General features: G+C 43.5%; 18 protein-coding genes, 1 tRNA gene and 1 pseudogene. 19 read left to right on the top strand and 1 reads right to left on the bottom strand.

Going from position 1 to position 18474, the window contains the following annotated elements:
* The first annotated feature begins 120 nt into the window (after positions 1-120).
* From ACK8P5_RS18995 to ACK8P5_RS18930, 14 genes are all read left to right on the top strand, one after another.
* Positions 121-1101: a bile acid:sodium symporter family protein gene (locus ACK8P5_RS18995; protein WP_422657816.1), complete on the top strand. Its 981-nt coding sequence runs from the start codon at positions 121-123 to the stop codon at positions 1099-1101.
* Positions 1101-2888, top strand: a complete 1788-nt coding sequence (pnpS, locus tag ACK8P5_RS18990; protein WP_422657815.1) for a two-component system histidine kinase PnpS — start codon at positions 1101-1103, stop codon at positions 2886-2888. Before ACK8P5_RS18995 ends, pnpS begins: the two co-directional genes overlap by 1 nt.
* 104 nt (positions 2889-2992) lie before the next feature.
* Positions 2993-3724, top strand: a complete 732-nt coding sequence (locus ACK8P5_RS18985) for a response regulator transcription factor (protein WP_422657814.1) — start codon at positions 2993-2995, stop codon at positions 3722-3724.
* A 137-nt stretch (positions 3725-3861) separates the two neighbouring features.
* Positions 3862-5052 (top strand): methyl-accepting chemotaxis protein, encoded by a 1191-nt coding sequence (locus ACK8P5_RS18980; RefSeq protein ID WP_422657813.1) that lies wholly within the window; start codon positions 3862-3864, stop codon positions 5050-5052.
* A 117-nt stretch (positions 5053-5169) separates the two neighbouring features.
* Positions 5170-6135 carry a phosphate ABC transporter substrate-binding protein PstS family protein gene (locus tag ACK8P5_RS18975; protein ID WP_422657812.1) on the top strand — a complete coding sequence of 322 codons (966 nt, stop codon included), beginning with the start codon at positions 5170-5172 and terminating at the stop codon, positions 6133-6135.
* Between the two features lie 44 nt (positions 6136-6179).
* On the top strand, positions 6180-7112 hold the full coding sequence (gene pstC, locus ACK8P5_RS18970; protein WP_422657811.1) for a phosphate ABC transporter permease subunit PstC: 933 nt from the start codon (positions 6180-6182) through the stop codon (positions 7110-7112).
* Positions 7113-7988: a phosphate ABC transporter permease PstA gene (gene pstA, locus ACK8P5_RS18965; protein ID WP_422657810.1), complete on the top strand. Its 876-nt coding sequence runs from the start codon at positions 7113-7115 to the stop codon at positions 7986-7988. It abuts the gene before it with no gap.
* A gap of 64 nt (positions 7989-8052) precedes the next feature.
* Complete coding sequence (pstB, locus tag ACK8P5_RS18960; RefSeq protein ID WP_422657809.1) at positions 8053-8808, top strand: phosphate ABC transporter ATP-binding protein PstB; 756 nt, start codon at positions 8053-8055, stop codon at positions 8806-8808.
* 36 nt (positions 8809-8844) lie between these two features.
* Positions 8845-9504: a phosphate signaling complex protein PhoU gene (gene phoU, locus ACK8P5_RS18955; protein ID WP_422657808.1), complete on the top strand. Its 660-nt coding sequence runs from the start codon at positions 8845-8847 to the stop codon at positions 9502-9504.
* 189 nt (positions 9505-9693) lie between these two features.
* Positions 9694-12351, top strand: a complete 2658-nt coding sequence (gene polA, locus ACK8P5_RS18950; protein WP_422657807.1) for a DNA polymerase I — start codon at positions 9694-9696, stop codon at positions 12349-12351.
* An 84-nt stretch (positions 12352-12435) separates the two neighbouring features.
* On the top strand, positions 12436-13275 hold the full coding sequence (gene mutM / locus ACK8P5_RS18945; RefSeq protein WP_422657806.1) for a DNA-formamidopyrimidine glycosylase: 840 nt from the start codon (positions 12436-12438) through the stop codon (positions 13273-13275).
* A gap of 96 nt (positions 13276-13371) precedes the next feature.
* On the top strand, positions 13372-14079 hold the full coding sequence (gene ytaF, locus ACK8P5_RS18940) for a sporulation membrane protein YtaF (RefSeq protein WP_422657805.1): 708 nt from the start codon (positions 13372-13374) through the stop codon (positions 14077-14079).
* Positions 14080-14088: 9 nt separating this feature from the next.
* Positions 14089-14682, top strand: a complete 594-nt coding sequence (coaE, locus tag ACK8P5_RS18935; protein WP_422657804.1) for a dephospho-CoA kinase — start codon at positions 14089-14091, stop codon at positions 14680-14682.
* Positions 14682-15251, top strand: a complete 570-nt coding sequence (locus ACK8P5_RS18930; RefSeq protein ID WP_422657803.1) for a lytic transglycosylase domain-containing protein — start codon at positions 14682-14684, stop codon at positions 15249-15251. The genes coaE and ACK8P5_RS18930 overlap by 1 nt, the downstream gene beginning before the upstream one ends.
* A gap of 68 nt (positions 15252-15319) precedes the next feature.
* Here ACK8P5_RS18930 and ACK8P5_RS18925 read toward each other — a convergent pair whose 3' ends face one another.
* Entirely contained in the window at positions 15320-15547 is a 228-nt protein-coding gene (locus ACK8P5_RS18925; RefSeq protein ID WP_422657802.1) for a small, acid-soluble spore protein, alpha/beta type, read from the bottom strand.
* Between the two features lie 116 nt (positions 15548-15663).
* On the opposite strand from ACK8P5_RS18925, the gene nrdR reads away from it, so the two are divergent.
* The 5 genes and pseudogenes from nrdR to ACK8P5_RS18900 all read left to right on the top strand — a co-directional run bounded on the left by nrdR (position 15664) and on the right by ACK8P5_RS18900 (position 18164).
* Complete coding sequence (gene nrdR, locus ACK8P5_RS18920; protein WP_422657801.1) at positions 15664-16140, top strand: transcriptional regulator NrdR; 477 nt, start codon at positions 15664-15666, stop codon at positions 16138-16140.
* 230 nt (positions 16141-16370) lie between these two features.
* Positions 16371-16443 (top strand) — tRNA-Ala (locus tag ACK8P5_RS18915).
* Between the two features lie 525 nt (positions 16444-16968).
* Positions 16969-17346: an ABC transporter transmembrane domain-containing protein gene (locus ACK8P5_RS18910; protein WP_422661520.1), complete on the top strand. Its 378-nt coding sequence runs from the start codon at positions 16969-16971 to the stop codon at positions 17344-17346.
* An 80-nt stretch (positions 17347-17426) separates the two neighbouring features.
* The gene (locus tag ACK8P5_RS18905) at positions 17427-17588 is read left to right on the top strand and encodes a hypothetical protein (RefSeq protein WP_422657800.1); all 162 of its coding nucleotides are present in this window, start codon (positions 17427-17429) and stop codon (positions 17586-17588) included.
* Between the two features lie 30 nt (positions 17589-17618).
* A pseudogene (locus ACK8P5_RS18900) lies at positions 17619-18164 on the top strand (ATP-binding cassette domain-containing protein).
* The last annotated feature ends 310 nt before the right edge of the window (positions 18165-18474 follow it).

Below are 18474 nucleotides of genomic sequence, written 5' to 3'. Positions count from 1 at the left end.
TGAATCCTTCGACTGATATAGTCGAAGGATTCTTTTTTTATAGACTTAGCGTTGCAGATTAATATAATGAGGTTTATGATAAACAACAAAACGAGATTTGAAGTCCGCAGGGGGATTATTGTGAAACGATTCGGCTTGTCATTTGCATCGTGGTTTGAGAAATATACATTTATTCTGATACCCGGTTCACTTGTGATAGGTTGGTTTTTGTCTGATCTGCTACTGCCATTCGTATCTTCAATTCCTTATTTGTTCGGTTATATTACCCTTGTGATGGCACTTGGTTGTGGTGTCTCTCATTTGCGTGCGGTAATGAAGCAACCCCTTCCAGTACTATGGACGTTACTTCTTGCTCATGCAGCTGCACCTTTACTAGCATACGGACTTGGGGCGGCGGTATTCGGATCTCAATCGGAATATACGACAGGACTTGTGCTGTTTACAATTATACCGCTTGGTGTATCCTCCGTACTTTGGGTTGGTAGTTCAGGTGGGAGTGTGCCTTTTATATTATCTGTTGTGGTGTTGGACACGCTTCTCAGTCCGTTGATTGTACCTGCCCTTATGGAAATACTGCTGGGTAGGGACTCATTGTCTTTAGACATGAAGGCAATTATGGTAGATCTGCTTCAAATGGTTGTCCTTCCGACAGTTGTAGGGGTTCTGCTATACGAATTGTCAAAAGGAAGAGCTAAAGAGTGGTCGGCGCCTGTTGCTCAGCCCCTATCGAAAATTGCGTTCATGTTAGTCGTGATGCTGAACGCAGCTGCAATTGCGCCTCATGCAGCCAGTATGAAGCAAGAGATGGTCAGAATTGTACCAACCGTTATCTTACTCATATGCATATGTTATGCGTTAGGTTATTACGGCAGTTATGTTCTTCCCAGCCGTAATCGGATGCAACAAGTTACACAGACTTATGCTTCAGGTATGCGGAATATATCACTTGGAATGGTACTTGCAACGGCTTATTTTTCACCTCAGGCATCGGTACCTGTTGTTCTGTCCATCATGTTCCAACAACCGGTTGCCACAATTGTCCATGCTTTGTTCAGTAAGTTCAATTCAGAACATATTACATTTGTTAAAGGAAGAGATTGATGAAACCGTTTCGTAATCGATTAACGCTCATTATGATGACACTTATTGGATTATCCATGCTCGGTGCCGGTTTGGCTATGGCAAATGTATTTAAGAGTTCTCACATTGGTCTGCAGGAAGAAAATATGGGGCGTGAGATCAAGTTGATCCAGGCAACGATGGAATTCCCACCGCTAACAGGGGATCAGAAATTTTCGTACTATACTGAGAAATCGCAAATGTTTGAAACATTGGCTGATGCGAGGGTTACATTCATCCAGAAGGATGGAACAGTCATCGGTGATTCCGAAAGTGATCCTGCTTCTATGGATAATCATGCCCATCGTGAAGAGATGATGCAAGCTGAAACAGAAGGATTAGGAAGTACAATACGTTACAGTAGCACGCTTGGAGAAGATATGATCTATGTTGCCATTCCTGTAAAGCAAGGCAGCTTTGATGGGTATATCCGGCTGGCGATGAGCTTGAAAGAAGTGGATCAAGGTGTGCGGCAAGGCTGGACGGTTATGGGCGCTGGAATCATTGTTCTGTTTATTATTGCGGCATTTGTCAGTTACAGAGTTGCAGCAAGTCTTACCTCTCCGCTTGAGAAAATCACAAGTGTAGCCCGGCGGATTACGAGACAGGACTATGACGCCCGTGTTCAGCTTAATCGCCAAGATGAGATTGGACAGTTATCCTTAGCGATCAATGGGATGGCAGATAGTCTTCAAACTCAACTGAAAACAATAAGAGATAATGAAGATTTACTCCAAAGTGTGCTTAATAACATGACCGGCGGTATTCTAATGCTTAGTTATGATGGAAGCATTGTACTGGTAAACCGGGCAGCAGAGGAAATGCTGGGCGTGAAGGCAGAGCATGTAACGGGTAAACCTTATAGAGAGTTGAGGCAGCATTACGAGTTGACTAAGCTCATCGAAGAAGGGCTGGAGCATCGAACGAATTTTCGGGAAGAACGTAATCTGTACTACCCTGTTGAGTCCATTGTGCGAATGGACGGAGTAGCGATGGTACAAGATGATGGATCATATCGAGGAATGCTGTTCTTGATGCAGGATGTGACGGATATTAGGCGATTGGAACGTATGCGAAGCGAATTTGTTGCGAACGTATCCCATGAACTGAAGACTCCACTAGCCGCAGTGAAAGGTTTTGCAGAGACTTTACTTGGAGGCGTCGAGGATGAGAAGACATCAAGATCATTCTTGCAGATTATATATGATGAATCTGAGCGCTTGAACCGATTAATTCGTGATATTTTGGAGCTGTCTAAGATTGAATCCAAACGAATTGCGATGGAATACTCACCGATTCATTTATTCCCATTCTTTCAATCCCTGGTTGAGTTTATGCAGCCTGAATCGAATAAAAAACGCATCAGCCTGCATATGGAAGTGCCGGAAGAGCTGTTCTTGGAGGGAGACGAGGATAAACTACGACAGATATTTACGAATCTTTTATCCAACGCCATCAACTATACACAGGAAGGCGGGAGGGTCCAGCTTATCGTTAGAGATATGCATGTGCATGAACATGGTGACACGGTCCAGTTTATTGTGAAAGATTCGGGTCTGGGTATTCCTAAAAAAGACCTTCCACGGATTTTTGAACGGTTTTATCGCGTAAATAAGTCTCGGTCAAGAAGCTCAGGCGGTACTGGACTTGGTTTATCGATTGTAAAACACCTAGTTGATTTGCATCACGGTACGATCAAAGTGGAAAGTGAGCTTGGACTTGGAAGTTCATTCATCATTGAGATGCCTTTATTACAGGAAAATGATTGATGAGGCGGTTATGATTTAACATAGAGATAACATTCCGTTGATATACTGGTACAAGTGTTATAAATAACGAATTATAAAATAATGGATTTAAGGGCGGGGTTAACATGGCTCAACGTTTGCTTGTTATTGAGGACGAACCGACACTTTCACGGCTTCTATCATACAATTTGACACAAGAAGGCTTTGAAGTCACGGTGGAGGAGCATGGAACGGCTGGATATGACCGGGCATGTGAACATTCCTTTGACCTGATCTTACTAGACGTGATGCTTCCTGGAATGAATGGATTTTCGATTCTGGAAAAGCTGCGTCAACAAGGTATAACGACTCCAATTATTATTTTAACGGCTAAAAATGCGGAGGAAGAAGTAGTACAAGGGCTCAAAATGGGAGCAGACGACTATATTACGAAGCCCTTTGGTGTATCAGAGTTATTGGCAAGAGTTACAGCTGTCATGCGGAGAGTATCTGGACATGTTGAAGAAGTAAAAGAGACTGACAAGCATACTAATGTCATAGTATTAGGCCAACTCGAGATTTATCCTGATAAATACGAGGTTCGATTGGGTGGACAGAATATTAATCTGCGGCCTAAGGAGTTTGAGGTATTGTTATATTTGGCAAGAAAGCCAGGGGTAGTTCTTACACGGGATGATCTTATGAATGTGGTGTGGGGGTTTGACTATATTGGCGGTCAACGTACCGTCGATGTTCATGTTAGTTCCCTGCGTAAGAAGCTTGAGCTTGATCCGGATTCAGTCTTTATTGATTCGATCCGTGGAGTAGGATATAAGCTGGTCGTGAACCCGAAAAAAAGCGCTCATCATTTAACATAAATGATGAGTTCTTTTTTGTTTGCATATTTTTGAAAGAAATAATTATGTGTTTACATTCCGTTTACATTCCCGTAACAGTACGATAATACTCGTTCGTTAAGATGCGTCTTAAGAACTAGTTAAAGGAGTGGGGCTGCATGACGCTGCTTCAGCTTAGGACAGATGACACTTTAAATACGGTTAATGCAATGTGCACAGAGTTAACCCATCCCCAGACCAGCGAAATATCAGCGCGTCTATTATGCAGAACGGTCCCAATCATTGGGAAGGATGAAACTTGTCGTGAAGTGATGGACAAGTTCAAGAAGGACACTGAGGCTCCGTGTATTGTCTATTGTCAAGAGTCCGGAAAACCGGAAGGATTGATCATGCGAGAAGCATTTTACCACCGGATGAGTGGCAGGTTTTTCAGAGAAATCTATGACCCAAGACCAGCTTCATATATTACAAACATGAATCCTATGGCCGTGGATATTTCGGACTCGTTGTCTCATCTTCTCCAGAAAGCACTGCAGAGGCCAGAGTCACAATTCTACGATTGTGTGCTTGTTCTGGATCAGGATCAGTTGCTTGGTGTTCTTACAGTGAAGGATTTATTGCAATTATCCACGATGATGCAGATCGAAGCGGAGAACAAGCGGGAGTATATTTTGGGTGAGAGCAGTCGTCATACTTATGAGATTGAAGTGTCTTTAAGTCAAGTAGCTGAAAAAGCGAATTTAACACGCACCAAAAGTGAACGAATGCAGAAATGGTCACAGACGGGTAGAACGAACTTGCAACAAGTGAGTGAATCTTATAGCGAGCTTGTACGCGACATGGAAGAGCGAGCTAGTTTTGTTACTGAGCTTTTGAAGAATGCACAGAATATTTCTTCCATGACGAAGCAGATCAGTGAGCTGGCTGATCATAGTAGTCTACTTGCTATTAATGCTTCAATTGAAGCTGCGCATGCCGGGGAGCATGGACGAGGGTTTCAAGTCGTAGCAGGGGAAGTACAGAATTTATCCAAGCAGACCCGAAGTTTGGCCACGGATATTTCTAGTCTTCTCACATATATTCAACATCTTGTACAAGAAACAGCCACCGCTACAGATCATAATCTAACCGAAATTCGTGCCTGTGAGCGTATTGTTGCTGAAGGCGGGAGAATGTTCACTCAGATGGAACAAGTCGTTTTGGAAGTTAAGGATGCTGGGAACCAGGCTTATGATATGGCTGAAAAAGCAGCCATTCAGGTAAAGCGTGTAAGGGAAGAATTAGCGGGCATGAACGAAAGTATCTCTTATGATTCTAATGCTGAATCTATCAGTCTACTAAATTATTAATGATTTTACACAGAGTTTACAATTCTCGATAACTGAAATTACATTCGGGGATTAAGATTGAAAATGTAAGTAAGCAAAAGATACTACAAGAGACCAGATTTTAAGGAGTGGATAGGTTTGTTTAGAAACAGGGGTCGTAAAAGCGCAGGAATTCTCGTATTGATCATGATGCTTAGCACAGTGCTCGCAGCTTGTGGAGGCGGAGACAAGAAAACAGAAGGCGAGAATGGCGCATCAACTGCACTCTCCGGAACGATTGAAATTGATGGTTCAAGTACGGTTCATCCGATGACAGAAGCTATCGCTGAAGAGTTTGGTGCAGAGAATAAAGATGTACGCGTTCCGATCGGAACAGGTGGAACAGGCGCAGGCTTTAAACGTTTCTTGAATGGTGAAATTGCAATTACAAACGCATCCCGTCCTATCAAAGATAAAGAAGCGGCGGAAGCGAAGGAAAAAGGCATTGAATACCACGAAGTTACGGTAGCATATGACGGTCTTGCCGTTGTGGTTAACCCTGAGAACGACTTTATCGATAAACTTACCATTGATGAACTCAAGAAAATATATGAACCAGACAGTAAAGTAAAGACATGGGCTGATGTACGCGAAGGATGGCCTGCTGAAGAAATTAAAATTTACTCTCCAGGTACAGATCACGGAACATTCGATTATTTCACTGAAGTCATTAACGGTGAAGCTCAAGTGAGCCGTAATGACAGCCAAATTACATTTAGTGCTGACACGAATGCAATTGTGCAGGGTGTAGCAGGTGATAAACAATCTATTGGCTACTTTGGTTTCTCCTTCTACGAAGAGAACAAAGATAAGTTGAAATTGATTCCAATTGACAATGGAACAGCTACAGTAACAGCAAGTGCTGAGACCATTAAAGACAACAGCTACGCTCCATTGTCCCGTCCATTGTATATCTATGTAAGTGACAAGGAGTTAGAGCGTCCTGAAGTAAAAGCTTTCATGGATTTCTACCTGAGTAATGCTGGTGCACTGGCAAGTGAAGTCGGCTTCGTAGCTCTTCCAGATGAAGAGTACCAGAAAGAAAAAGATAAATTGGCTCAATAAGTCACAGGGCATCCCTAGTGATGATATAGAAAGGGAAGAGGAGAATGAATAAAACATCATCCGTGGTGGAAAGTGCCGGAAAGATGACATTTCGCAGAGGCAAAACGCGCCTATCTGATAAAATCATCCCGATTTTTCTAGGATTGTGCGCGGTGCTATCGGTCTTCACCACCATTGGTATTGTGTACACACTTCTACAGGAATCCATCATTTTCTTCAAGGAAGTACCGGTCTGGTCCTTCTTGACAGGAACGGTATGGAGCCCTATTCTCTCCCCAAAAGAATTCGGCGTGCTGCCCCTACTGGGCGGCACATTGCTGATTACAGGCATTGCGATTTTATTCGCAGTGCCTATCGGCTTGGCATCCGCTATTTATTTGAATGAATATGCGCCTGCCCGAGTTCGGGGAGTTGTGAAACCCATACTTGAGATTCTAGCTGGTGTACCAACAATTGTGTATGGTTATTTTGCGCTAGAGACCGTCACACCCATACTACAAAAGATATTTCCGGATATGGGCATCTTCAACGCACTCAGTGCAGGTATTGTTGTAGGAATTATGGTGCTACCTATGATTTCGTCACTTAGCGAAGATGCGATGCGCGCTGTTCCGAAGAGTCTGCGACATGGAGCTTATGCGCTTGGTGCAACTCGTTTCGAGGTGGCACTTAAGATTGTGCTCCCAGCAGCAATGTCGGGTGTTGTATCCTCATTCGTGTTAGCTTTCTCACGTGCCATCGGAGAGACGATGATTGTTACGGTTGCTGCAGGGGCTACGCCACAATTGACGGCTAATCCGCTGAATAGCATTCAGACGATGACTTCTTATATTGTTCAAGTCAGCAATGGAGACGTTCCGCGGGGAACGGTTGAATATGGGACGATTTTTGCCGTAGGTCTGACACTCTTTGTGATTACCTTTTTACTTAACATCTTGGCGCAGTGGGTTGCTCGCCGCTTCAGGGAGGAATACTAGATGGAATCTATGAATCTGGGAGAAACCAAAGGGATTACTAGAAGACGCCGTGGCGACCGCATCTTGCATCTTGTTTTTCTGATCTGTACAAGTATCGGTATTGTAGCCTTGATGGCTTTAATTGTATCGATCCTCGCGGATGGTCTTCACAGACTATCACCGGAAATCTTTACGAATTATCCTTCGCGTGTGGCCGAACGAGCAGGAATGAAGTCTCCGATTGTAGGTACGATTTATCTCCTGCTGCTCATGGCGCCTCTGTCATTCATTCTGGGTGTGGGGGCCGCGATCTTCCTGGAGGAGTACGCAGGGAAAAACCGCTGGGTGCGTCTAATTCAGCTAAATATTAGTACACTCGCAGGCGTTCCTTCTATTATATATGGTATTCTTGGACTCGCGATTTTTGTACGGGGGATGGGTCTTGGACGAAGCCTGTTGTCCGGTGTATTAACCATGACGTTACTCGTTCTCCCTATTATTATTGTATCTGCACAAGAGGCACTTCGTGCTGTTCCTAAAAACCGAAGAGATGCATCTTACGCACTTGGGGCTACAAAATGGCAAACCGTTGCGAAGTCGGTACTGCCTTCTGCGATGCCGGGGATTATGACAGGGGTTATTCTTGCGCTGTCCCGTGCGATCGGTGAAACAGCACCACTGATTATGATTGGTGCCCTTACCTATGTTGCCTTTTTGCCAGAAAATCTACTGGATTCATTCACAGTTATGCCGATTCAAATATTCAACTGGGTATCAAGACCAAGTGAGGAATTCCATGATCTAGCTGCATCAGGTATTATCCTGTTACTAATTATGTTGTTCCTTATGAACCTGGCTGCCATTTGGCTGCGGAACAAATATCAGAAGAACACCTAATACTTGAGACAAATCAGCCATATCCATATCGTGAATGTTCAGAAAAAGGAGACATGATTATTCTATGGAACCTATTATTCATATTGAGAAATTAAACTTATATTATGAAGCGTATCATGCACTTAAAAATGTTGATCTTGATATTCCTGAGAAGACAGTAACGGCATTTATCGGTCCATCTGGCTGTGGTAAATCAACATTGCTTCGTACGCTAAACCGGATGAATGACATGATCCCAGGTACTCGAATTGAAGGCAGTGTGCAGATTGGGGGCACGGAGATCTACAGTGAAGAGGTCCATGTTGAGGCCTTGCGTAAACAGGTCGGCATGGTGTTCCAGCAACCGAATCCATTTCCGAAATCGATATATGACAATATCGCTTACGGACCAAGGCTTCATGGAATTCGTAATAAATCAGAGCTGGATGGAATCGTAGAACAAAGTCTAAAGCAGGCAGCACTCTGGGGCGAAGTGAAAGATTACTTGAAGCGCTCAGCATTTAGTCTGTCCGGGGGACAACAGCAGCGTTTGTGCATTGCACGTGCTCTTGCGGTTCAGCCTGATATTCTTCTGATGGATGAAGCCACTTCAGCACTAGACCCGATCTCGACACTTAAAATTGAGGAATTAGTTCAAGAGTTGAAAAGTAAATATACGATTGTAATGGTCACTCATAATATGCATCAAGCTGCGCGTATTTCTGGGCGCACGGTATTTTTCCTGAACGGTGAAGTGATCGAATCTGCGGATACGGATGTATTGTTCTCAACACCATCTGATGCGCGTACAGAGGATTATATTTCTGGTCGTTTTGGCTAATGAAACGTTAAAGAAGAATGGGAGGGGCATGATATTATGATCCGGAGAATTGAGTTTGATCAACAGCTCGATGAACTGAAAACATTGCTTCAGGATATGAGCAGGCATACTGAGGAGGCACTTGTAGCAGCTGTATCATCACTACAAACATTGGACGTAGACAAAGCTCAGAATGTGGTTAAGCTCGATGCGCAGCTGAATGCGATGGAAGAGCAAATTATGGACATCGGTTCTCGTCTAATTGTAACGCAGCAACCTGTAGCGAAGGATCTCCGCCGTATTCTTGTTGCATTTCGGATTGCAAGTGACCTGGAGCGAATGGGTGATCTAGCGCGTGACGTGGCCAAAGTTACGATTAGATTGCAAGGGCAGACGCTCATTAAGCCGCTTGTGGATATCCCACGTATGGCGGAAATCGTGCGAGCTATGATTGCGGAATCCATTGAGTCTTATTTGACGGAGAATACAGATCTGGCTTACAAAATGGCACAGGATGACGATCAGGTGGATCACCTGTACAGTGTTATCCTTCATGATCTGTTCTCACACCTGACGGGTGACCCGGAATCTGCGAACCAAGCGATGCTGCTTGTGATGGTAGGACGCTATATCGAACGGATTGCAGATCATGCAACAAACATAGGAGAGAGTACGGTATATCTGGTAACAGGTCATCGACCTGATCTGAACCAATAATAATGAAGTGAATCATTGACCAAGAACGTCCGGCGAAAGCCGGCGTTTTTTTGTAGGGATAGAGAAGGAATATAGAGTGAATCATGGGTTTATCCTATAAATATACAGGGTATTGTCCCCTAGTCTTCGGTTTTGAGGGGAACCTATGTTATCATGTGGGAAGGAAGTTATAAAGGGGTAGGTGCCTGAATGGACAAGTTGATTGTGATTGATGGAAACAACATTATTTATCGTGCGTTTTTTGCGATGCCTCCACTTACGAATGCAAGTGGGCAACAGACGAACGCAGTCTATGGATTTACTACGATGCTGCTCCGTCTTATTGACGAGCATAAGCCTACACATATGATGGTTGCTTTTGATGCAGGAAAAGAGACATTTCGTCATGCAGATTTTCAAGATTATAAAGGGAAGCGGGAGAAAACTCCGCCAGAGCTTTCTGGACAGTTTCCTCTATTGAAAGAGCTTTTACAAGGACTAGGAGTACCTCAGTTCGAGATCAAAGGTTATGAAGCGGATGATATTATCGGTACGATTACAAGATTGGCTGATGAAGAGGGCCGTAAAGTTATGGTTGTATCCGGGGATAAGGATATGCTCCAACTAGCCTCTGATCATGTGGAGATTGCGATGGTGCGTAAAGGGGTTACCGAGATTGAATCATATGGTCCTGCACAAATACAGGAGCGTTATGGTCTAACACCAGAGCAAATTATTGATTTGAAGGGCTTAATGGGCGATGCTTCCGATAATATTCCTGGCGTACCGGGGGTTGGGGAGAAGACTGCTCTTAAGCTGCTCCATGAATTCGGGTCTGTTGAACAGGTCTTGGAGCGTTCGAGTGAGCTTAAAGGTAAAATGAAAGAAAAAATTGAGACTAACGCAGAATCCGCTATCCTTAGTAAAAAGCTCGCGACGATTTTCCGTGAGGTTCCTTTGGAACAATCATGGGAAGATATGCAATTCGATGGTCTAAATCAGGAAACGGCTGGCCCTGCACTCGCAAAGCTAGAGTTTAAATCCTTATTAGAACGTCTTAAGCTAGACGCGGGCGGTACCGGGTCTTCTGAACAGGATCACCCACAAGTCGAAGTTGAAGTGGTCACGGTAGATGTGGACTTACTACCCGAAGTATCTGAGTCTCTGAAAAAGGTGCAATTCATGCATGTGGAGACACATGGGGATAATCCGCACCATGCGAGTGTGACGGGCCTCGTACTTTCAGTTGAAACACTCTATTATTATATTCCGTTCGAGGTACTTAAGGATGCAGCAGCAGAACCAATTCGGAACTGGCTGGCAGATAGTAATGTGCCCAAGCGCGGATACGATCTTCACCGGATCGACTTGGCCCTGCACTGGCAAGGAATTGCATTTGCGGGTGCGTCTTTTGATGTTCACTTGGCTGCTTATTTACTTGATCCAACGGATAACAATCAGACCCTTAGCGGTCTAGCAGCGAAATATGGTCTCTCATTCCTTACTTCGGATGACGATATATTTGGTAAGGGAGCGAAGTATAAAATACCAGATGAAGAGATACTCAGCAAACATCTGGCGCGAAAATGTGAAGCCGTAGCCCAGATCATTCCTCGGCAGGAACAGGAACTGAAAGATAACGAGATGCTTCCACTTTTCTACGATCTGGAGATGCCGCTATCCCGTATTCTAGCCGATATGGAGAAACAGGGAATTGCGGTCAATGTGGATGCTCTAAAGCAGCTTGGAAAAGAATTTGAAGAACAGATCAAAACGCTTGTTGAGAAAATATATGAAATTGCTGGAACAGAATTCAATTTGAATTCTCCCAAACAGCTGGGTGAAATCCTATTCGTGAAGCTTGAGCTTCCTGTAGTTAAGAAGACGAAGACAGGATACTCCACAGATGCAGAAGTTCTTGAAAAGCTCGCACCGTATCATGAGATCGTCCAGCATATTCTTCAATATCGAACGCTTGCAAAACTACAGTCTACCTATGTGGAAGGGCTTCTGAAGGAGATTTCGAGCGAAACGGGGAAAGTTCATACGTACTACCGTCAGACGATTGCGGCAACAGGCCGACTGAGCAGTCAGTATCCGAACCTGCAGAATATTCCGATTAGGCTGGAAGAGGGTCGTAAGCTTCGCAAGGTGTTCGTGCCTTCTGAGCCGGGTTGGTCTATCCTCGCAGCGGACTATTCCCAGATCGAGCTTCGGGTTCTAGCACATATTTCTGATGACGACCGTCTGAAAGAAGCTTTTCTGCATGATATGGATATTCATACGAAAACTGCGATGGATGTATTCGGTGTAAGTGAGGAAGAAGTGGATTCCAACATGCGTCGTTCTGCAAAAGCTGTTAACTTCGGTATCGTGTATGGAATTAGTGACTACGGTTTGTCCCAGAACTTGAACATTACGCGTAAAGAAGCTGCTAAGTTTATCGATCAGTATTTTGAAGTATACCAAGGTGTGCGCCGTTATATGGATGAGATTGTGAAACAAGCGAAGCAGGATGGTTATGTCAAAACACTGCTTGAGCGTAGACGTTATTTGCCTGAGATCAATGCAAGTAACTTTAATCTCAGATCATTCGCTGAGCGGACCGCTATGAACACGCCAATTCAAGGTACAGCAGCTGATGTTATTAAATTGGCTATGGTTCATATGGATGCAGCACTGCACGAGCGTCAGTTAAAGAGTCGTATGCTACTTCAAGTACATGATGAATTGGTATTCGAAGTGCCGGAAGATGAGATGGAAACGATGAAGGCACTTGTGCCAGATGTGATGAGTAAGGCGCTCAAGCTAGCCGTTCCATTAAAAGCGGAAGTAAGCTATGGTGAGAATTGGTACGAGGCGAAGTAAAGGGTGCGGGAAGGCTTTTTCCATAAAACCTTGATGGCGACTGACGCTTCGCATCCGTTATAATGGGATAGAGGTGAAGACATCATGCCGGAATTGCCGGAAGTAGAAACTGTTAAAAGAACCCTTAATCAACTTATTAAGGGTAAACATATAGAACGAGTCACAGTAAATTTACCACGGATTATACAGCGTCCTGACGATATCGAAGCGTTTGCTTTCATGCTTCAGGGACATACCATAGAAGGTGTTGAAAGACGGGGGAAGTTTCTTAGAATTAAACTGGACGGGCTAGTGCTTGTTTCTCATCTTCGGATGGAGGGACGATATGGACTTTACGCCTCTGATGAACCGGTGGAGAAACATACCCATGTTATTTTTCATTTTGATGATGGAACCGAGCTGCGTTATAAAGATGTTCGTCAGTTCGGAACCATGCATTTGTTCGCGCCAGGTGAGGAATTTAGTAGTCCTCCGCTCTCTAAATTGGGATTCGAACCGTTAGATGAAACGTTCACCCTACATGAGTTCAAACGAATCATAGGAAGCAAAAAAACAAGGATTAAGGTTGTCTTGTTAAATCAAGCATATGTCGTAGGTATTGGTAATATCTATGTGGATGAGGCGCTCTTTCGGGCAGGAATACACCCAGAAAGGACGGCTAATACATTAACTGATGCCGAGCTAGAATCCCTTTATCATGCGATCATCGATACGTTAACAGAGGCCGTAGAAGCAGGCGGATCGTCGATTAAGTCTTATGTTAACGGACAAGGTGAGATGGGGATGTTCCAACATAGTTTACGTATCTACGGTCGGAAGGACGAGCCTTGCCACAATTGTGGGGGGCCAATTACAAAGACGGTCGTCGGTGGACGTGGCACCCATTTCTGTCCTCGCTGTCAACCAGACAAGCTGAGCGAATAGGCATGCACCCATCCTATCCCCTGCCCATATACTACTCCTAGAACTAGCCGAAGACGTGTGAATGACAGACGTATTTGGCCGGAGGAGGGGGAAGGGGTGCTTAGTCTATTTTTTGCACCTGTACTGCTGGCACTGGCATTGAGCCTGGATAGCTTTGGAGCCGGCATTACATACGGGCTGCGTAAAACGAAAATTCCATTGTTATCGGTAATTATTATTTCGCTATGTTCTGGTCTAGTCCTTAATGTCTCTATGCAGGCAGGGGCATTGCTGCAGCGCATATTCTCCCCTGAAGTCGCTTCAATGATCGGTGCAGTCATACTGATTGCACTAGGTGGGTGGTCCTTCATTCAGCAAATCAGGTCCTCACATGAGCGAACGCTCGAGACAGAACAGGTGTCGTCACAAGATCCTAAAGCTGATCAATCCGTCTTGGTGGAGGGGACGGATGCTCAGCCTCCACTTGCTGTATTTCAATTGGAAATTCGTAAGCTTGGTCTTGTGATTCAAATATTAAGAAGTCCATCTCGCGCGGATCTGGATGACTCCGGTAGCATCTCGTCATGGGAGGCTATGTGGTTAGGAATTGCCTTATCACTGGATGCCTTTGGTGCGGGATTAGGTGCAGCGATGCTCGGCTTCTCTCCATTATTAACGTCTATGGTCGTTGCACTTTTTAGTGGGGTGTTCCTTGTACTTGGAATGAAGACAGGGTTTCGAGTTGCCTCGAAAGGTGGTATGAGATATTTCTCATATCTGCCGGCGTTCTTATTAATTTTGATGGGTATAATGAAGCTGTTATGAGGTGAAAACATGAATATCGGTTTAACTGGGGGAATTGCAACAGGAAAGAGCACCGTGTCCTCCATGCTAATCCGGAAGGGAGCGCTTCTCGTTGATGCGGATTTAATCGCTCGGGAGGTTATGCTCCCGGGTCATCCGGTATTGGCGGCGGTGGCCGGGCATTTTGGACAAGATGTAATTCAGGAAGATGGACAATTGAATCGAAAAAAGCTCGGCGAGATTATATTTAATGATCCCAATGAGCGACTAGTGCTTAATGGAATTACGCATCCTGCAATCAGGCAAGAGATTCGCAGACAGATGGCTGAGTATGAATCAGCCTATCCTGAACGATTGGTCGTTGTGGATATTCCTCTTTTGTACGAGTCAGAGCTGCAGGTTCTTTTTGAGAAGGTTATTGTTGTGTATGTACCCAGGGATAAGCAGCTTGAGCGTTTGATGGAGCGTGATGGGATTACTGAAGAGCGGGCACTGGCAAGACTGAATAGCCAGATGGATATCGAGCAAAAGAAGCGTCTGGCTGATGAAGTTATTGATAATAGTGGGACCTTGGGCGAGACTCATGAACAAGTGGACAAGCTATGGAATAGGTTGTTTGAATGATGAGTTTAAGCTGGCTCCGTAAAAAACGTGTTCTGCTGCCTCTGTTGATCTCTTTTATAGCCGTGTTATTCTTAAGTAATATATGGATGACATGGCTTTATCCGATCTATTACAAGAACGAAATTCGCAAGCATGCGATTCATTATGAAGTCGATCCATTTCTTGTAGCCTCCATTATCCGGGTAGAAACGAACTATAAACCGGGTAAGGAGTCCAAGGTGGGAGCACTTGGAATTATGCAGCTGATGCCGGATACGGCGAATTGGGCTATGGAAATGGCCAAGCTGCCTTCTGTGACCATGGATAGCATTAAGCATGAAGCGGATGCTAATATCCAGCTCGGTACCTGGTATATAAAGAAACTGCATGATCAAATGGATGGGAATCCAATCGCAGCGATAGCTGCGTATAATGCAGGTCCAGGTAATGTGCGGAGCTGGCTTAAAAAAGGGCTATGGGATGGGACCTATGAGAACGTCAAAGATATCCCGGTTGGTGAAACTCGCCATTATGTACAAAGAGTAATTTATTATTATAATCAATATACCGATGTATATGATGAGTTCTAATTATTAAAAAGAGCATTGGAGGGCTTGAAATCATCAAGCCACCCCAACGCTCTTTAGATGAAGAATAATTATTGACCGGAGTGCTGACCAGCCAATTGTTGTTCAGCTAGGGTTACCAGACGTTTGGTAATGTAGCCCCCGATTGAACCATTCTCGTAAGAAGTCATGTTACCTTGGTAACCGTCTTGTGGAATGCTGATGCCGAGTTCTTGAGCAACCTCATATTTCATTTGCTCCAATGCACGGCTAGCACGAGGTACTACCAGGTTGTTAGAGTTGTTGTTTCCTTGTCCCATGTTTGTTCACCTCCTTGAGTTGGTAAAAGTATTATGTCTCAGAATAGCAATCTTCATTACAATTATTTGTACTACATTTTCTGGAAATTAGTTTGAGAAGGAAGTGATTACGCTTTATGAAATGTCCATACTGCAGTTACGCTGGAACGAAGGTACTCGATTCGCGTCCTGCCAATGAGAACAAGTCTATTCGCCGCCGCAGGGAATGCGAGCAGTGCAGCCGTCGATTTACAACATTTGAAATGGTGGAGGAAACTCCGCTGATGGTCATTAAGAAGGATGGCAGTCGCGAAGAGTTCAGTCGCGAAAAGGTACTGCGCGGATTAATCCGAGCTTGCGAGAAGCGTCCTGTATCCGTAGAGCAACTGGATATGATGGTCTCAGAGGTGGAGAGTGCACTTCGTAAGACAGCTGCTGCTGAAGTTGAGAGCCGCCAGATCGGCGAGCTTTTGATGGAGCAATTGTATACAGTAGATGAAGTAGCCTATGTTCGCTTTGCTTCCGTATACAGACAATTCAAAGACATCAACATGTTCATGAAAGAGCTGAACGGCTTGTTGTCCAAAGATTCATTGCCTGACACGAATAGCTGAACCAATTCAGCGTCTTCTTATAAAGAGGGAAGTCCTCATGATTTTTGAGGGCTTTTTTGTGTTGAGATGAGAGTTGATTTGAGCGTCAAGCGGGTGACGATAACTTCAAGTGAAAGACAGTGTTTCGAGATAGAAACACTGATGGATATCCACTAAATATTAAGGTTGCACGTGATAAATGCCTGTGATATATTATTGAGGTAACTGTTTTTAACAAACCTATATATTCTGGGGCCTTAGCTCAGCTGGGAGAGCGCATCGCTGGCAGCGATGAGGTCAGGGGTTCGATCCCCCTAGGCTCCATACTTAAAAAACCTTGCTATGCAAGGTTTTTTGTTATTTGTTGGGGACGAATTGGAGACGGGAATTTTAGATTTAAGCGGGGAAGGCCAGGTGTTCCAGATCGTTGGTTGAATTATGCTTTACGAATTATTGTATATATAGTAATTTACACATAGTGGTTATTTGCGAGACATAACAATAAATCAAGTGTACTTAAACGACGTTTAGGCGCGTTCAGCGAGCTTAAGGTTCATACATGTTACATGAGATAGACATCAATGCCTACGGACTTTCCCTCAAAAGGAGGGAGATGCCATAGGCATTTTTTAGCTCTTTCAAAAATCTCGGGAGGAGGGGTTCGCTGTGTGGTTTTGGCAAGGTAAGAAAAAAAGAAAAAGAAAGACGCCTGATTTAAGAAAATCTTTTTTGCTTCCACACAAGGGAAGTGAATTCTTTTTTTGGGAAATACTATTTTATTAATAAATTTATAGCGAAAGCGATTCTTCAGTTTTAAAATAATATTTTCTCGAAAATATTTAAAAAAGTATAAACTCTTTCAACCAGGAAGGGGAAGGCACGTACATATCCGGTTTTTCTAATGATTTAAAGGTGATCGAAGAAAACTATTTAGAAGGAAACTTTAACTTAATTCTGCATCTTCTTACGTTCATTGGCGGATTAGCTGCCATGTTCTATTTGAACTGGATTATTACCCTCTGCATCCTATTTGCCAGCACTTTTCCAATCCTCGTATCATCTTTTTTTGGGAAAAAGATCATGCAAAACGAACAAATTGTCTCCTCCAAGAATGCCACTTTCATCGAACTCGTTAAGGACTTATTAACCGGCTTTATTACCATTAAGAGTTTTAATGCAGACTCTCAAGTGATTGAAGTATTTAAGAAAAGAAATGAAGAGTTGTAATCACTGTCTTTGGAGTCGGGGTATATTTTGCGATCAAGGGGAAAATCTCAGCAGGCACGATCGTTGCTTTTAATGAATTATTGAATTATGTATTGGGACCCATAAGTGTGTTTCGTCCTTTATTTGCTGCATATAAGACAGCTGAAGCATTAGTGATTAAGCATGTTAAGAACGCAGAATACAATAATGACATGGAAGAAAAGATAAAAGTATCGGAATTCAATCGCGCCATCGAATTTTAAAATGTATCCTTTGAGTAGGAAGCAGGAAAGATAGGGATCAAGAATATATCCTATACCTTTGAAAAAGGAAAAAACTACTCCATTGTAGGTTCAAGCGGAAGCGGGAAAACAACCTTGTTAAACATGCTGATTTCTTATCATAAAAACTATAGCGGAGATATCTGGTTCGATGGTGCCGAATTTAGAGAAATAGAGCGAACGAGCCTGTATAAGCTGATCTAGGTCATACAGCAGAATGTGTTTGTGTTTGATACGAATATTCAGGATAACATCACATTATTTAATCATTTTGAAGAAGAAGAAGAAATAAAAGCAGCAGTAGAAATGTCAGGGCTGTCTCATTTCATAGAAGAGAAAGGTTATAGCTACTCTTGTGGTTTAAACGGAAATAAACTGTCAGGGGGTGAAAAACAGAGGATATCCATTGCAAGAAGTTTAATCAGAAAATCGCCAATCCTGCTCATAGACGAGGGGACTTCATCACTTGATAATACTACTGCGAGACTTGTTGAAGAATCAATTTCTAAAATACATGATGTAACAAAGATTGTTGTGACCCATAAAAAAAGAAGGTGATGCTAAGAGGTATTATAGAGGAGATAAAAGTCTTTAAAGATAGAGTGGATATTGCTTTCAGATTGGATGTTGCACAGTTTCTTTCTAACAGTGGGAATGGTGATATTTCTGAACTAATTAGAAGAGCGCATCGCTGGCAGCGATGAGGTCAGGGTTTCTATCCCCTAGACTCCATATCTAAAAACCTTGCATAGCAAGGTTTTTTTGCATTATGGACTACTGTTAATGATTAATATATTTGTGTTGGAGACGGATTAAGACCAAACCCTTCATCAAATTGACCGAAAATAACGTATATGCATATATGACA

Source organism: Paenibacillus sp. EC2-1 (assembly GCF_049311625.1).
Taxonomy (GTDB): Bacteria; Bacillota; Bacilli; order Paenibacillales; family Paenibacillaceae; genus Paenibacillus_AQ.
This window is presented reverse-complemented; position numbering and strand designations above follow the sequence as displayed.

What these genes read in the sequence shown, in the direction of transcription:
- pstC (WP_422657811.1), top strand. Translation starts at nt 6,180, where the DNA reads ATGAATAAAACATCATCCGTGGTGGAAAGTGCCGGAAAGATGACATTT.
- ACK8P5_RS18930 (WP_422657803.1), top strand. Translation starts at nt 14,682, where the DNA reads ATGAGTTTAAGCTGGCTCCGTAAAAAACGTGTTCTGCTGCCTCTGTTG.
- phoU (WP_422657808.1), top strand. Translation starts at nt 8,845, where the DNA reads ATGATCCGGAGAATTGAGTTTGATCAACAGCTCGATGAACTGAAAACA.
- nrdR (WP_422657801.1), top strand. Translation starts at nt 15,664, where the DNA reads ATGAAATGTCCATACTGCAGTTACGCTGGAACGAAGGTACTCGATTCG.
- pstA (WP_422657810.1), top strand. Translation starts at nt 7,113, where the DNA reads ATGGAATCTATGAATCTGGGAGAAACCAAAGGGATTACTAGAAGACGC.
- mutM (WP_422657806.1), top strand. Translation starts at nt 12,436, where the DNA reads ATGCCGGAATTGCCGGAAGTAGAAACTGTTAAAAGAACCCTTAATCAA.
- pstB (WP_422657809.1), top strand. Translation starts at nt 8,053, where the DNA reads ATGGAACCTATTATTCATATTGAGAAATTAAACTTATATTATGAAGCG.
- coaE (WP_422657804.1), top strand. Translation starts at nt 14,089, where the DNA reads ATGAATATCGGTTTAACTGGGGGAATTGCAACAGGAAAGAGCACCGTG.
- ACK8P5_RS18925 (WP_422657802.1), bottom strand. Translation starts at nt 15,547, where the DNA reads ATGGGACAAGGAAACAACAACTCTAACAACCTGGTAGTACCTCGTGCT.
- pnpS (WP_422657815.1), top strand. Translation starts at nt 1,101, where the DNA reads ATGAAACCGTTTCGTAATCGATTAACGCTCATTATGATGACACTTATT.
- polA (WP_422657807.1), top strand. Translation starts at nt 9,694, where the DNA reads ATGGACAAGTTGATTGTGATTGATGGAAACAACATTATTTATCGTGCG.
- ACK8P5_RS18980 (WP_422657813.1), top strand. Translation starts at nt 3,862, where the DNA reads ATGACGCTGCTTCAGCTTAGGACAGATGACACTTTAAATACGGTTAAT.
- ACK8P5_RS18985 (WP_422657814.1), top strand. Translation starts at nt 2,993, where the DNA reads ATGGCTCAACGTTTGCTTGTTATTGAGGACGAACCGACACTTTCACGG.